This is a genomic window from Pseudoalteromonas luteoviolacea (assembly GCF_018100925.1).
Lineage (GTDB): Bacteria > Pseudomonadota > Gammaproteobacteria > Enterobacterales > Alteromonadaceae > Pseudoalteromonas > Pseudoalteromonas obscura.
Window position 1 is genome coordinate 65691 of the sequence record NZ_JAGJEH010000006.1, and the last position, 14942, is coordinate 80632.

At 42.9% G+C, this 14942-nt stretch carries 12 protein-coding genes; 3 read left to right on the forward strand and 9 right to left on the reverse strand.

Features of this window, described 5'->3' with window-relative positions; genetic code table 11:
• The first annotated feature begins 20 nt into the window (after positions 1-20).
• Together J8M00_RS13890 and J8M00_RS13895 are read left to right on the forward strand one after the other, a co-directional pair.
• A complete protein-coding gene (locus J8M00_RS13890) occupies positions 21-1172 on the forward strand; it encodes a M23 family metallopeptidase (RefSeq protein ID WP_211011037.1) in 1152 nt (383 codons plus the stop codon).
• A 228-nt stretch (positions 1173-1400) separates the two neighbouring features.
• On the forward strand, positions 1401-2117 hold the full coding sequence (locus J8M00_RS13895) for a helix-turn-helix transcriptional regulator (RefSeq protein ID WP_211011039.1): 717 nt from the start codon (positions 1401-1403) through the stop codon (positions 2115-2117).
• Here J8M00_RS13895 and J8M00_RS13900 read toward each other — a convergent pair.
• From J8M00_RS13900 to J8M00_RS13915, 4 genes are read right to left on the reverse strand one after another with little or no spacing between them, the layout of a single operon-like run.
• Complete coding sequence (locus J8M00_RS13900) at positions 2083-2916, reverse strand: CsgG/HfaB family protein (protein ID WP_211011040.1); 834 nt, start codon at positions 2914-2916, stop codon at positions 2083-2085. The two genes, J8M00_RS13895 and J8M00_RS13900, sit on opposite strands and share 35 nt — an antisense overlap.
• Positions 2916-3338 (reverse strand): curli assembly protein CsgF, encoded by a 423-nt coding sequence (locus J8M00_RS13905; RefSeq protein WP_036976433.1) that lies wholly within the window; start codon positions 3336-3338, stop codon positions 2916-2918. Before J8M00_RS13905 ends, J8M00_RS13900 begins: the two co-directional genes overlap by 1 nt.
• Positions 3332-3712: a CsgE family curli-type amyloid fiber assembly protein gene (locus J8M00_RS13910; protein WP_211011041.1), complete on the reverse strand. Its 381-nt coding sequence runs from the start codon at positions 3710-3712 to the stop codon at positions 3332-3334. Before J8M00_RS13910 ends, J8M00_RS13905 begins: the two co-directional genes overlap by 7 nt.
• A 51-nt stretch (positions 3713-3763) precedes the next feature.
• The gene (locus tag J8M00_RS13915; RefSeq protein WP_211011042.1) at positions 3764-5296 is read right to left on the reverse strand and encodes a curlin; all 1533 of its coding nucleotides are present in this window, start codon (positions 5294-5296) and stop codon (positions 3764-3766) included.
• A 715-nt stretch (positions 5297-6011) separates the two neighbouring features.
• Between J8M00_RS13915 and J8M00_RS13920 the strand changes: the two genes are divergently transcribed.
• A complete protein-coding gene (locus J8M00_RS13920; RefSeq protein ID WP_211011043.1) occupies positions 6012-8513 on the forward strand; it encodes a S8 family serine peptidase in 2502 nt (833 codons plus the stop codon).
• 46 nt (positions 8514-8559) lie between these two features.
• On the opposite strand, the gene J8M00_RS13925 is transcribed toward J8M00_RS13920, so the two are convergent.
• From J8M00_RS13925 to J8M00_RS13945, 5 genes are all read right to left on the reverse strand, one after another.
• A complete protein-coding gene (locus tag J8M00_RS13925; RefSeq protein ID WP_211011044.1) occupies positions 8560-9174 on the reverse strand; it encodes a flavin reductase family protein in 615 nt (204 codons plus the stop codon).
• Between the two features lie 104 nt (positions 9175-9278).
• Positions 9279-10418 carry an RNA polymerase sigma factor gene (locus tag J8M00_RS13930; RefSeq protein WP_211011045.1) on the reverse strand — a complete coding sequence of 380 codons (1140 nt, stop codon included), beginning with the start codon at positions 10416-10418 and terminating at the stop codon, positions 9279-9281.
• Positions 10419-10599: 181 nt separating this feature from the next.
• Positions 10600-13026 (reverse strand): ATP-binding protein, encoded by a 2427-nt coding sequence (locus tag J8M00_RS13935; RefSeq protein WP_211011046.1) that lies wholly within the window; start codon positions 13024-13026, stop codon positions 10600-10602.
• A 326-nt stretch (positions 13027-13352) separates the two neighbouring features.
• The gene (locus J8M00_RS13940) at positions 13353-13907 is read right to left on the reverse strand and encodes a hypothetical protein (RefSeq protein ID WP_211011047.1); all 555 of its coding nucleotides are present in this window, start codon (positions 13905-13907) and stop codon (positions 13353-13355) included.
• Between the two features lie 99 nt (positions 13908-14006).
• A complete protein-coding gene (locus J8M00_RS13945) occupies positions 14007-14918 on the reverse strand; it encodes a LysR family transcriptional regulator (RefSeq protein ID WP_211011049.1) in 912 nt (303 codons plus the stop codon).
• Positions 14919-14942 lie beyond the last annotated feature (24 nt).

Below are 14942 nucleotides of genomic sequence, written 5' to 3' on the forward strand. Positions count from 1 at the left end.
AACAATCAAGAGGATACAACATGAAACTATACATAAACACCTTGGCTACGGCCTTTGGGGTGCTCTTACTCACGGCCTCAGAAACTAGGGCTGAAGGCCAGCATCTCGATATTCCCGATTTTCAGTTTGAAAAATCTCAGATCCAACAACTGGCCATCAACCCTTTGCTCCAAGTGGATGAGTCACAATTTATCTTTACGGATGAACTACTCAATGAAGATTGGCAATCTCTGTTATATAGCACAGCGCCACACCTCATCGACCATCAAGAGGCCCTGCTGCATTGGGCAGGGTACACCAGTATCAACCCTAAGCTGCTTCTCGTGCTGATGGAGCACGCAAGTCAGGTTATTAGCCAACCAAGCAAGGTAGCCATGACAAAACCTTTCGCCAATTGGTCCGATAAAACCGGGTTTGAAGCGCAACTTGAAGACGTTGCACTGAAATTAAACCAACGTTTTTACGCATTTGAATTGTATGCAACTAAACATAAATCTGTAACGAGTAACTCTGCGACGGCGGCACTATCAAGCCTGTTGGGAAGCGCAAATGCATTGGCCCCCTTAGCACAGCTTTATAACACCACCTTTGCAACACATTTATTGTCACCTCAACAAGTGCGATTTGAAGCTAAATCTGTTGCGCCGCAAGTAAACTTTTCAATGAACTTACCTTGGCCCTCAGGTTACGCATGGTATAGCGGCGGTGCCCATTCCAATACAGGTTCTGGTTACCCATACTCTTCTCTTGATTTTAACAATGGTTCTGGTGGTTGGGGATCGAACACTCCGTGGGTGCAAGCGGCCCATGGAGGAAAAGTAACTCGTTATTCAGCGTGCAATATCAGAGTCACACACTCAAGCGGATACTCGACTCAGTATTACCACATGGACAACTTACAATATAGTACCGGAGACTATATCTCTGCGGGCGATTGGTTAGGCAGATACGCAAATAATCGCAATATGGCTCTTTGCCAAGGGGGACAATCGAGCGGACCCCATGTCCACTTTTCACTCCTTTACAATGGTCGTTTTATCTCCTTACACAACGCCTATATTAGCGGCTACCGTATCGATGTAGGTAATTATAACTATGACGGTAACTGTTACCGTTTTTATTTTGAGAAAAACGGTTACAAAACATGTGCTTGGTCAAGACTTTATCACTAGGATAAACAAGCCTTAAGTTGTATGTTAGGTCGCCTTCCCAAAACGGCCTAACATTTATTACAGACCGTCCAATTGAACTGACAAGCCTTCCAATTCCCTCAGAGCATTTAATCATACTTTATAACTAAATAATGATACAGCCACAGTAAATTGAAAATTAAAGCTAAACTTATTGTGAAAAATATGTATATTTAAAGTAATAGGAACAATAAAAGGTCGTCTAAAAACATGAAAGCGATTCAAACTAGCAACAAGGAAGTTAGTCTATTTGTTTTAACCCACAACAAAACTGATACTCAAGACTTTGAATTTATCCGTTTCGTGAAAATACTGGAAGCAACCAGTAATCAAATTAAAATAGATACTCGCCTACCTGATACACCCCTACGGGCTCAACATCATTTATACTTGGTTGATATTAGCCACCGTGAATGCCAAGATTTGCTCAGCGCAGAAGTCAGTGCCTTGGCGTCACAACAAAACGTATTGTTATTTAACGCTCAGCCAAACTTAGTCAATGAGCAAACAGCCCTTCTTGCACGAATTAAAGGTGTAATTTACCAAAACACATCAGCAGAAAATATTTTCAAAGGGATCCAACGTGTACTTAATGGCGAGTTGTGGTTCTGCCGTACCTCTATCTCTCAAGCCTTTAACGAGCTTATCCAACAAATACCCAATATTCCTCGCCCGCAATCATTGGATATTCAAGACTCAGAGCTTGAGCTGCTGACTGCTCGAGAAAAGTCAGTGATCAAATTATTGGCCAGCGGTGCAAAAAATGACGATATAGCAGATTCGCTCAACATCAGTAGTCACACCGTCAAAACACATATTTATAGCGCCTTTAAAAAAACCAACTCACGCAATCGTATAGAGTTGGCAAACTGGGCACAAAAACATATTCCCCTTAACTCTGCCCCGGTCTCAATACAGCGCCATTAACTTCTTTCGGTAAGGCAGCAACAGCCTGCTCTTTTGCTGCCCAAACCCCCCTATCAATTCCCTGCTCCACCAGCATTGTTAACGCCTTTTCAATAGCTTGAGTAACACAAATATGCATCGGTTCATTTTCACTAAAACCCGCTTCAGCTTCAGCCAATCGCTTGTAACTCACATAGCGGAAAAAGCCAGCACGCACCTCCATTGAGAGCACCTTTTTCGTTGTCGCAACCGACAATAATACTTGACCGGTCCGCACATCCACAGCTCGTAAATAAATTGAGATCACGTCTTCACGGTATAACTCCGAAGCACCAATACCAAAATACTCCATACCTAAGCCGCCCGTTTTTACATTTGAGTCATAGCTAATGATCCCGCCTTCAAAAATGATTTTTGCCATCGTTAATGGGGGTAACTGCGCTGATTTTTTTTGCTCATCGGTCATTGCTGCGCGAGTAATTTTTCGCTCTGTTAGTAAATTTTGCAATCCTTCACGCTCTACCGGAATAAACCACTCTGTTTCATGTAATGCTTGCATCAGAATAGAGTTGGCGCCTTGAGTTACTGCCGTTGAGAATGAACTGACATTATCCTTTGGTTTGTATTGACCAGTTTGATCTCGAAATGAATACACTGCGACAGGGATCCTGCCTCGCGGCTTAGGCAGCTCTTTAAGAGACTGAAATTCATGACTTTTCTCTAATGCCTCAGGCAAACTTTGATCCGGTGGTAACACAGCCCCAATACTGCTGCACCCCACAAGAAACACTAAACAACATACTGCAACTACTTTATACATTAGCCAAACCTCGGCACTTCAATGATTGTGGTATCTCCATTGTCGATATGTTTGATCTGCACCGTTATTGAATCTGGTGTACTCGTGATCACTTGTATTTCATAGTCACCACTTGTAAATGTAGAGTCTTCATTAAAAATGCTGTCTTCTACATCATCACCAAATGCCATGTCTGAGATCTCTCGCACCATACGGTTGAGGTATGTCCGCTCCAATGATTCTTGAAATCGTTCTCCGTAAGACTTTTCGATAATTGGCGCACGATGTTTATTTTGGGCATTGGCTTTATTGAGTAGCATATTTGCATTTAGTGGATTACCACCAAATGAAGGGTTAATGGGTTTGTAAACAATCTCCGTTGCTGATGCACTCAGAGTGAAAAAAGATAAATAGACCAATATTGTTGTTTTCATTACTACCATCCGCTTTCAGCTAAATCGGGAGAACCTTGTTGGTAACGATCACTGGCCATGGCATCCATAACCGCAAATAGCGCAGCTTCAACTCGCTCATCCATAGGGCCTCCGCGACGCCCCATTGCCGTACTGTAAACTAAACGACGATTCATACGCACATCTAGTCGAGTACCTGCACGGGGTAATACAGTTTCTTTTATCGTGATATTTACACCAGAAGTATTAGGCAGTTCTCGCCAAAGTTGTGAGAAGTCATAATAAAATTGATAACCAAAGCGACTAATGCTTTGGTCCATTACCAGACCACCTAATTCAACTTCTTCAGTCTGTTTGGATGTTTTTGCAATTGAGGTGCTGCACAGGCCAAACAGTATCAACATGCATAATATGTGTTTCATAATAGTCAGGGGGCAAAGCCCCCTCTTACATTATTACTGCTGTGTCACTGTTGCGACGTTATTGTCACCAATTTGTGTAATACGCAAAGTTTGCGCATTACCAGTAACACCACCTTCAACCAAGTTGCCGTTACCTGTTTGACTGATAGACACTATATTGTCATTGCCAGCTACTACAAAACCGCCTGACTCAATGCCTGCAATAAAGTTATTGCTGCCATCTTGCGCTAGGTCAATTGAGTTACTACCACCTTCAAGTAATAAATCGATCACGTTGAGCTCACCAGCTTGTGCGATATCAATTTGGTTATTCGAACTAGCTACCGCGTATCCCATGGTAATTGCAGTGCTATTACCAATGTCATTTTGTACAACAGTTACATCATTGTTGTTAGCTTCAATACTCGGATCAGGCTCTGAGGATTGTAGTAAAAACTCATTTTGACTGCCGTTTTGAACAAGGTCTACGTCGTTGTCATCACCATTAAAGAGCGCAATGTGGGCATCATTTTGCTCACCAATTTGCATGGTTGTGATCTCGTTATTGTCACCCGCTAGACCGACATAAAGCGTGTTCAAACCCGCATCTTGATTAAGCGCTTGCTGCGCACTCGTAACTGTGTTGTTATCGCCTTGAATATCAACACCGACAGAAGAGTCATCGCCTCGTTGAGTCACAGTAACATCATTGTCATTCCCTTCGAACAGGCCACTTTCAAACTTAATTTTGTTGCCTTCTTGATCTACCTGTAAGTTGTTGTCGCTACCTACAATGCCAGCAACATTGATGGTGTTGTCATTACCTTCACTTTGCTCAAATTCAATGTCATTGTCATTGCCAGTTACTTGACCTATTTCAATGCGGTGATCCTCACCAATTTGCGACACTTCAATATCATTGTCGTCACCAACGAGAGTTTCAATCTCTACCTTATTGAATACGCCATTTTGATCAATTGTGAAGGCGTTTTGGTCACCTGTAACATTATTCAGATGCACTTCATGCCAACTACCTGATTGAGTACTTGTGACTGTATTTTGGTTGCCTTGCATGTTTTTGTTATACATCCAGTGGCCGCCAGTGCTTTGCGACACGCGTACATCGTTTTCATCACCATTGATGACATTGATAACTTCATTGTTGATACCAAAGTAACCTTCACCGGTTTGTGCCACCGCAAGTTGGTTGCTGTTACCTGTCAACGTTGTTTCAACGCCGTGAGAGTCACCGTCTTGGGTATAGCTTTGAATATTGCTATCACCCGTTGTTGTTACAAGTATTGCGTGGCTTGTGCCCGTTTGGTTCGTCGTGGTTTCATTGAAGTTACCAGTTGTAGTCACGCTCGCCTGATTGCTTGTTCCCTCTTGGAAACTCACCTGTGAATTACCACCCAAAGATGAGTTTTGCGTGAGCGTAAGCGAATTTCCTGTTGTAAGGCCTCTTTCGATTTGACTCAAGTTAGAAATAGATTGTGTTTTGCCTGTTTCTTGTACCGTTTGAGCCGCAACTGATTGAGTAAATGCAACGGCCAATGCGCAGCTAATTAATGATTTAGAAAACTTCACACTTTTCTCCTTAGTGTTTTTGCGTTTTAATTTTGATTTTAGTACCTGATATGCTTTACATTTATTGAAATTAACTGCGCGAAAATTCGTCGTTGCCGGGACAAAAAAACTCAAACTAAAATAAAGTGCATTCGCTATACAAAGTACTGCTAATTAAAGTTGATCTATTCCAGTTCATAAAAACTTGAGAATAAATCATGATGCGTCCTGTTCTTATTTAGAAGTTCTTTAATTATTGGTTTGTCACTTTTTGATCTAATTCAGTATTTATTCTGTGGAAACTGAGTAGACTAGAAAGCAAGTCACGTATTCACTCTAATTTGCTATTTGATGAAGATAAATGAGAAATTTTATTGAATAAATTACTCCATTATAATCATAAACTTATAGTAAATTATCAATTTTATGTAAGTAATCCCCCCTCCGGATACCAAAAAAGTATGAGTAGAAAAAGGATAAAAAAATTGAGCATTAAGTGACTGCAAATACCAAAAAAGCATGAGCCATAGCTAAAAAGCATACATAAAAGTCACAAAAAAACATGAAATTTAACTATTGAACTAATTTCAATTTGATGTCCGCTAATTCTCTATATTAGGTTTTAAGACGTTGCCCAAAATGATGTCGTCATCAGTTCTTAGAAGAAGTCACAAAAAGTAGTCGTGCTCACATGCACAACTTCTAACCACTTAGAACAACTAATATTGGAAGAATGATGAAAACTAAACTTACAGCTTTAACTCTGGCACTCACGCCATTGCTTGCCTTTAATTCACACGCAGCAGTGCAAATTCAATCTACAACACAAACAATTGATGACAGTGTACTCGTTGTATTTAAAGACAATGCGAGTGTTGCCATGCGTGCTCAAGCTAGACAACTCGTCAAAGCTCGTATTTCCGATAGCAATGCCGATGAAAAAGATGACAACTATAAGAATGTTTTGAACGGCCGATTAGCCAAGTTTGACTTAGATGGCATGACGCCCAAGCAAGCTATCAAGCTACTAGAAAAACACCCTGCTGTTTCATATGTTGAACCAAACTATATCGTTACGGCTCTAGCTATTCCTGACGATAGCCGCTTTGATGAACTTTGGGGTTTGCATAATACCGGACAAACAGGCGGTACTAATGATGCTGACATTAATGCCCCAGAAGCATGGGACATCAGTATCGGTTCTCGCGACGTCATTGTCGGTGTTATCGATACCGGTGTAGATTATAATCACCCTGATCTTGCCGCAAACATGTGGCTCAACCCTGGTGAAATTGCAGGCGATGGTGTTGACAATGACGGCAACGGCTATGTCGATGATGTATATGGTATCAATGCAATTACCGATAGCGGTGACCCAATGGATGACCAAGGCCATGGTACTCACGTTTCAGGTACCATTGGTGCTACCGGAAATAATGCGCTAGGCGTTGTCGGCGTTAACCACGAGGTATCCATCGTCGGTTGTAAGTTCTTAAACTCTTCAGGTAGTGGATCTACTGGCGACGCTATTAAGTGTATTGACTATATGGTAGGACTAAAAAATGCGGGTCATAATGTCAGTGTGCTAAATAACAGCTGGGGCGGAGGCGGTTTCAACCAAGCGCTTTATGACTCAATTACAGCGAGCGAGCAAGCTGGCATTTTATTTGTTGCAGCAGCTGGTAACAGTGCTAGGGACAATGATGTTTCACCTGGCTACCCGTCTAGCTATGATCACGATAGTGTCCTTGCTGTCGCATCAACAACCCACACTGATAGCATGTCTTCATTCTCACAATGGGGACTTACATCTGTCGATTTAGGTGCGCCGGGTAGCAATGTATTATCAACAGTACCTGGTGGTGGCTACTCATCTTTTTCTGGTACTTCAATGGCGACGCCTCATGTAGCTGGTGCAGCTGCATTGGCACTGGCAGTGAATCCAAGCCTGACAACTCTTGAACTAAAAAACCTCTTGATGGAATCTGGTAAGCCAATTGCCGCATTAGAAGGTAAAACAGTGTCAGGGAAACGACTTGACGCGCACCAAGCACTGATAGACGCAGATCCGGAGCCTGGCTTTAGAGTGATAGCTACACCAGTAGCACAAGAAGTAACAGCTGGGGAAAATGCTGATTACCAGTTGACGTTTAGTTCAATTGCAAACTGGGATGGTGACATCGCATTGACAGCAAGCGGCGACTTAAATGGTGTCACACTGTCAAAGACAACAGTAAAGCCTGGTGATACCGCAGTGCTGAGTGTGCCAACCACAGCTGAAACTGCATGGGGCGATTATAGCTTCACAGTTGATGCGACGTCTGGTCAGCTCAGTCAACAAAAACAAGTATCTCTGACTGTACTACCTCAAGGGTTGCGTGATTTTACCTATGACAACACAACCAGTGTAGACATACCTGATAACAATCAAGCTGGTGTAGAGTCAAAGATCAACATCGTGGACCCAATCACTATTTTTGGCTCTAGTGTGGCATTAAACATCAGTCATACATATATTAGTGATCTATTGGTAACGCTTACATCACCTGCGGGCACTGTGGCAACCCTGCACAATCGCACCGGTGGCGGCGCTGATGACATCGTCGGTAGCTTTACTTCAGATGCGTTTAACGGAGAAGTGGCAACAGGTGAGTGGACATTGAAAGTCGTGGACAATGCGACTTTAGACACTGGTACTTTGAATAACTGGTCTGTGACTCTTACAGGTATTGGCGAGATCTCTGATCAACCACCAGTCTCTGGCTTCAATTTTGTTCGTGAAGGACTAAACGTCACCTTTACTGACACCAGTACAGATGTCAACGATGACATTGTCAGTCGAGCATGGGACTTTGGCGACGGAAATGTCAGTGATCAGCAAAACCCTGTACATACTTTCGCTGCCTCTGGTACGTATGACGTTGCCTTGACTGTAACTGACAGTAAGGGAAATACCCATACAAGCACACAATCTGTGATAGTAAGCTCTGACAATCCACAACTTGAAATCGTCCGTGCGAATAAAACACGTTTGGGCTCAATCCGAGTTGAATTAAAATGGAGCGGCTCTACTGCCGAGCAGGTTTCAATTTACCGTGACGGACAATTGATCCGCACAGTCAATAACACAGGTAAATTCCGTGACTTCTCTCGCAATGCAGCCGCAACAAGTTACACCTACAAGCTGTGTCAAGATGGTGACATTTGCTCACCGGAAGTGACTGTTAACTTTCAATAACATAAGCGAGTGAACGCTAGGAACCTAGCGCTCGTTATCTGCACGGCTATTGTGGCCGTGCAGACTTAAATACCTCACCTAAACTGGCGAATTCAGCGCCCCCCAGCCTCGCTAGTGGATCTAATTTCAATGCATCAACTTTACTGCGCGCTTTTTCATCGAGTTGAACTATTTCATCATCAATATAGGCCTGTGTCACTTCAACAAACACTAACTTCATGGGCAATTCTCCCATTTCAACCACTTTATGTAGTTTACATGCGAACGCTACTTTTGCTTTTTCTAATCTGGGCAGAGGTGAATCAGGAAAATCAACCAAATCCAAATCAAGTAGATCTAACTCTGACTCATCATTTGGTAGTGATGCCGCCGACTGGGTAACCTCATGAGCTAAAGCACTGTCAGCGATGTGGATAACCAACTCTTCTGTCGCTTCAACATTCACCACAGAATCTTTGTACTCTCCTGTGGGTTTCTGTCCCACTGCATACATTAAAATAGCAGGATCAGAACTGATCGCTGTGAAGTAAGAAAAAGGCGCTAAATTTAATACCCCTTGTGTGTTTTTCGATAATACCCAAGCAATGGGCCTAGGGACCACAGTTTGGGTCAGAGTATGATAAACACGGTTTGGTGATAGTTCCTTGAAATTTAATATCATCCCAATTGCCTCAAAGAAATAAAGCAGCATATGTTAGCCTGCTATCTTTGTACATAGAAAATAGCAGACTATGACTCTCTTCATCACTGAGACTGGCGCACGAACTAAAGTATTTGCGCCAACCGCCCTGTTTGCACAAATCCACCAATTAACCCTGCTGAGCCACCTATTACGCCTAAACACCAACCAAGCATGCCATATTTTTGTTGTCTTGCGAGGCGCTGATAAGCGCTCTGATCAAGCTCTGCTTGCTGTAACAAACGACGCTTATTGGCGACGGCCATCAATAAAGTGAAGCGCGTCACGCCTATCAACAGAAATACAAAACTCAACAAGGGCAACAGCCAGCCCGAACTAATTTCATAGCACACCATCATGATAATAACACTTGCGATGATCCACAGGTTGGTGATTTTTCTCGCGCGATGTAATTGCGCAACGACCGCTATATCATCAAAATGTTTGAGAGCACGTTTTGCACTTAGTTCATTGGCCAGTAATGCCAATATCCCCCCGGTGACGGCGCCTCCGAATAGACTAATCAGCTGCCAAAACCACGACGTTTGATAACCTGACACCACTGTACTTACCGTCATTGCAGCTGCCGGTGGTGCTGTCACCGCTAGGGACATTACCATGGATGACAACCCCACAGGTGCCGTTGCCAAAATCACTTTGCCATATTTTGCCAAAATTTGACTTTTAAGCTGCCGACGTACCCGCTCAAGGCGCTTTCTTACTACCCCTTCATTTATCCCAAGTAATACGCTGACAGCATGCGTGCTTTGCTCTTCTCGATAGTACAGCAAAACCACTTCCCGACTTTCATCAGGCAACGAATCTACAAAGTGATAAAGGACTTGGTTTTGTTGTTGCTGAACAAGTAATGAGTCTAGGGGCATACTGCCATCAAAGAGCTGGTTTAATTGTTGCTCTGCACAAGCTGAACTCACTTGGTGCTGCTCTACAGCCCCCAAATCTCTTAGGTGGTTTATCGCCGTATAGCGTGTAAGCTGCCTGATCCAAGGCAGTATACTGGCATTATTCTTGAGCTCCCCTAGCTTTTGCCAAACCTTAATAAATACTTTTTGGCTGACGTCCTCACTGTGATTCACATCTTTAGTGATCGCCAATGCAATGCTACTGACCACGTTCGAGAGCTGATCAATCAGTGTGGAAAACGCTTTTTGATCCCCTGACTTTGCAGCCTCAACTAATTTTTCCAGTTGTGTATCTACGTTCATTCCCTTACCTCCTCGCTAGCCACGGTGAAACAGCATATTGATTTACCGACTTTAACATATGTTTTCCTTTTGAATGGTTGCTATAGATAAAGTCCCGGTGGATAAATAAACTGTGACAATTTTTATTTATTCATGGATGGAGGGTTGAAGTGGCGCAATACTGTGCCGCCCGTCGCAGCACTTATAAGCTATTGGTCAATGGGCACAATATAATAAAGCATGTGCCTGAGCGCCCGTTTTGCGACTGCAATTCAATTTTGCCATTGAATTCATTTTTGATGATATTGTATAAACGGCCAAGCCCTAAGCCGCCACTGCCCTTGCCTAATGCATGTGCTGCAAAAGGAACAAAAATGTTCTTCGCCATTGTTTGCTCAATCCCACAGCCATTATCACAATAAATAAGCTGAACCATGCGCCCCGCATCTATGATATTTGCACTTATTTCAATATGTCCTTTTTGCGCCACGGTAAAGCCATGCTTAATCGAGTTGTCTATCAATTTACTCAGCACTTCATCCATCGCTTCAGCAGAGCCATGTAAAGATATATTTGGATCGATATTCAATGCATAAGTCACTCTATTGTCTGCAAAGCGTACCGCAAATTTTTCAATTACTTGTGTGCCAAGTTGAGACAATGAAAAAGCATTGTGCGGCGCGTCTGTTTCATGCCGATAACCTAGACCTTGAAACTTCTCACTTAATGCCACCAACTTGTCTACGCTCGCACTATTTGACTGCAAGCTCATTTGAATCACATCAAGTGTTTCTAGCAGGCTAGCCTTTTTCAGCTGATCATGATCAATAGCAGACAGTAAAGCCTCAATTTTTGATTTCATAACCGACTCTGCAATTGCAATATTGCCAATCGGCGTATTGATCTCATGAGCCATACCTACCACCATATTGGTCATTGAAGCCATTTTTTCCGCTTCCACCAGCTCATTCTGAGTTTGTTGCAGCGCTATTAGAGAGGCCTGCAATTTAGTTGTTTGATCGGTCAGCTCTTGATTAGCAACTTGCAATTCTGCTGTTTTTAATGCCACCTTTTCATCTAAAGTCATATTTGATATTTTCAGCTTTTGCTCTGTTTCTTTGAGTTCTGTAATATCGGTGATCACGCCCTCAATGTTCTGCTGATTATCACTATAACCTCCCCGTTCTATCATCCATCTAATCCCTCCGGCGCGATGAATTACTCTGTAGATCACCTTAAACTTACCTGTTGTCTCTAGCTCATCTTGGATCACTTGCCACACCATACCTTGATCATCTGGATAAATAATATCGGCAAACGCCAGCGCTTTATTGTCGATAAAGTCTTCGGCGAGGTAGCCAGTAACGGCTTCTATGGCTCCATTTAAGTACAACATCGTCCAATATTTATCATTCTTGCAGCGATAAACGATTGACGGGATTTTATCTACCAGTGCTTGATAGCGTTGCTTTTCCTGCGCAAGGGTTTGCGAAATGTCTTTGAGGTGCCTGACGTAAGCTCTATTGCGGCGGTGGAAAAACGCAAACAACACAGTCAATATAATGACCTCAACTGCAATACTAATGAACGCCATTGTTTGCAGCGCGGTAAAAGCTTGTTCAATTTTATCTGTGGCAGGTTTAAGCGGCATTGAGGTGAGTAAAACCCACCCTTGAGAATCAATAACTGACATTGTGAACAGTCGCGATTTATAGGCTAGATATGACTCACTGTGCGCCCATAGTTTTTGATACGCCTCATACCACACGCCGTGCTCAAATGTTTTAAAGTCTTCCGCGCCCCCGGCTTGCATCAAGCTTTCAATATCAGATGCAACGATTTCGCTTTTTTCGTTTAGTAAAATAAAAGCACTATGTTGCTCCCCTTTTAGCAACTTTGCGTTATCTAGCAGGCTCTGTAAGGTAATGTCGTGCCCAACAGTGCCGTACCATTTATCTTCGATATAAACTGGCGTTACAGCAGACAACATCAATAATTGAGGAATTGGATCTTCCACCAAGGGGGTCCAATAGGTACCAGGAGCAGCATTTGGCACCAACCATGGCGTCCCCTTATAGCTAAATCCAGCTTGCGCTTTGAATACGAATTCAGGCACCTCGGGCCAATAAATGACAATGCCTCCGGTTCGATTCATAAACCAAGTATCTGAAAATTGATTCGACAAAGCTCCTTGACCAAAGGTTTCAACAATTTGTTTTGCCGTTAATAACCTTTGAGATTGTTTTGCTGACAACTCGCTACCTGGTGGTAAATAAATACCAGCTTGGTGAAAACCATCAAACCCACTTTTGCGCGTCCGCTGTGAACCATCAGGATACGGTTGGATAAGCTCCGACAGTTGCTTACCTAAAGTTGGATAACCTTGCTCTAAGCGTAATTGCAAAGCTCTTGCTAAGCGCCCAGATGACTCAGACGCATACTGTAACCTTTGCTCAATCTGCTCGGCGATAAACCCCGCTTGCCAAGCCCGCTGCTCTTTGATTTCATCAAGTTCTTTGTTGATCAATTTTGACTGTTCTAACATGCTGAAATAAAGCAATACTGACAACACCAGTATTGCCGAAATTGCAGGGACAAACCACGGGGTTGTACGATACTTTACGCCCATACGCACTCTTGTGATACCCAACCCAATAATTCGGCACGTTGTAATTGACTAGAACTCATATTTCATCTAACCACTTATGCATTTACTTAATCATTGTCAAAAACGCTAATTTTTCAAATTAATCCTGCAACTCCCTCTTTGCATCGCTATGAGTGGAGGAAATTGATGACATCTAAAAATTGTATAGTGCAGTGATCAAACGCATTGTGCGCGACGATACGGATGGGGGTAATGGTTAGTCGTATAAACGCTGGCGTGTGAACGCAATCGTGTGAACGACAGCACACCCAGAAGTGTGCTTTTAGACAGTCGTCTTTGCTCTGACGTTATTGCAAGTTTAACTGATGAATTGTCATGGATGCTCGACCACCCGCTTTGTCTGTTAAGTCAGGAACAAAATATAACGCAGAAACCGAAGATTTGATGATCCCTCTATCCTTAGACCACAACGGTGTCCAGTCAGGTCGAGTAAATTGCTGTAAGGTTACTCGCTGAGTTTGAGGTGTGAGTGCTCGTGGCAACACCACTTGATAGTGCGCATAACTTTTGTCTCCCTGACCGCCATATTCTTGCTGTGATAATTTAATCACAAGCGGTTGATCACTTTGATAGGTCAATTCGATGCTATCTAAGCCATTCAAGTTTCCACTGGGAATATCATAAATTAATTCAACCCAAGAGTTATTTTGTTTATCTACCCTAGGTACACGATCAAAGCCTATTTTAACGCGGTTATTTTGCACCAGAGGTTCATCGAGTAACACTTGGCTACCGTGCGGGTCGGTCGCATATCGCCAGTGATCCTCATTAAATTTTACTGGGGACTGCGTACTTGTGCACCCAACTAACAACAACCCACTTAAAAAAGAAACTACACGCATTCAGCTCTCCTTATTCATTCTCTGCGATGATGATAATTCAACCGCTTCGTTTTAACAGGCAATTGCGTTTAGTCACGATATGGACTCGATCAAATGCACTCAGAGCTCACCTCGCGCGACAATAATTAGCTGCTCACGAAACCACTTGATGGCTTGTTCATCATTGTTCTTTATGTGCCAATACAACTTCATTGCATATGAATCTATAGAGACTGGGGTCTCAAATTTTGATACTTGGAACTGATGACCAATCGCTTTTATGAACTTCCTCGGCGCAGTAAAAATTGCATCTGTTTGCTCTACGATATAGGGTGCACTGGAAAAGTTTGCGACCTTGTACTGAACTGTCCGAGATAACCCCAGAGCATTTAACGCATCATCCACCATACCTCGCGTATCCTTACCCGTTCCAGCTAATACATGTGGATAATGACAAAATGCTTTCATGTCTTGAGGGCTCTCCAAGACTGGGTGCCCATTTCTGGCAATTGAAACAAAGTCATCTTTGTATAGGGTTGTTACCATTAAGCTTGGGTGACTCGACTCCATAACACTGATAGAAAAATCAACTTCACCACTTTCAATTTGACTAGCCAACCCTCGCTTATCCAGCTTACGAAACACCACTCTGATCTGTGGCGCAATACCGGCTAGATGTGTGATTAGCGGCGCTGATAACGCCTGCTCAACTAAATCACTGGTAGCAATAAAAAATGTTCGAGTAGACGTTTTTGGTTCAAACTGCTCTTGGAAAAGAATGTTTTTTTCAAAGTCGTTCAGCCACCTATTTAACTGCGGCTTTAATGTCTCGGCACGCGGTGTCATGACCAACTGGTTGCCCTGTCGAATTACCAGTGAATCGTTGAAGCTGTGGCGGAGTTTTTTTAGCGTATGACTGACCGCAGATTGCGTTAACCCTGCGCGTTCTCCTGCCCGTGTTAAGTTTTTTGTTTCAAAGATAATCTGCAACAACCTAAGTTGGTTTAGTTCAATATCCGAGATATTTGCCATCTGGCCACCTCAACCATTAATCAT

Coding starts and splice junctions, on each gene's coding strand:
- J8M00_RS13890 (WP_211011037.1), top strand. CDS start 21: ATGAAACTATACATAAACACCTTGGCTACGGCCTTTGGGGTGCTCTTA.
- J8M00_RS13895 (WP_211011039.1), top strand. CDS start 1,401: ATGAAAGCGATTCAAACTAGCAACAAGGAAGTTAGTCTATTTGTTTTA.
- J8M00_RS13900 (WP_211011040.1), bottom strand. CDS start 2,916: ATGTATAAAGTAGTTGCAGTATGTTGTTTAGTGTTTCTTGTGGGGTGC.
- J8M00_RS13905 (WP_036976433.1), bottom strand. CDS start 3,338: ATGGTAGTAATGAAAACAACAATATTGGTCTATTTATCTTTTTTCACT.
- J8M00_RS13910 (WP_211011041.1), bottom strand. CDS start 3,712: ATGTTGATACTGTTTGGCCTGTGCAGCACCTCAATTGCAAAAACATCC.
- J8M00_RS13920 (WP_211011043.1), top strand. CDS start 6,012: ATGAAAACTAAACTTACAGCTTTAACTCTGGCACTCACGCCATTGCTT.
- J8M00_RS13925 (WP_211011044.1), bottom strand. CDS start 9,174: ATGATATTAAATTTCAAGGAACTATCACCAAACCGTGTTTATCATACT.
- J8M00_RS13930 (WP_211011045.1), bottom strand. CDS start 10,418: ATGAACGTAGATACACAACTGGAAAAATTAGTTGAGGCTGCAAAGTCA.
- J8M00_RS13935 (WP_211011046.1), bottom strand. CDS start 13,026: ATGGGCGTAAAGTATCGTACAACCCCGTGGTTTGTCCCTGCAATTTCG.
- J8M00_RS13940 (WP_211011047.1), bottom strand. CDS start 13,907: ATGCGTGTAGTTTCTTTTTTAAGTGGGTTGTTGTTAGTTGGGTGCACA.
- J8M00_RS13945 (WP_211011049.1), bottom strand. CDS start 14,918: ATGGCAAATATCTCGGATATTGAACTAAACCAACTTAGGTTGTTGCAG.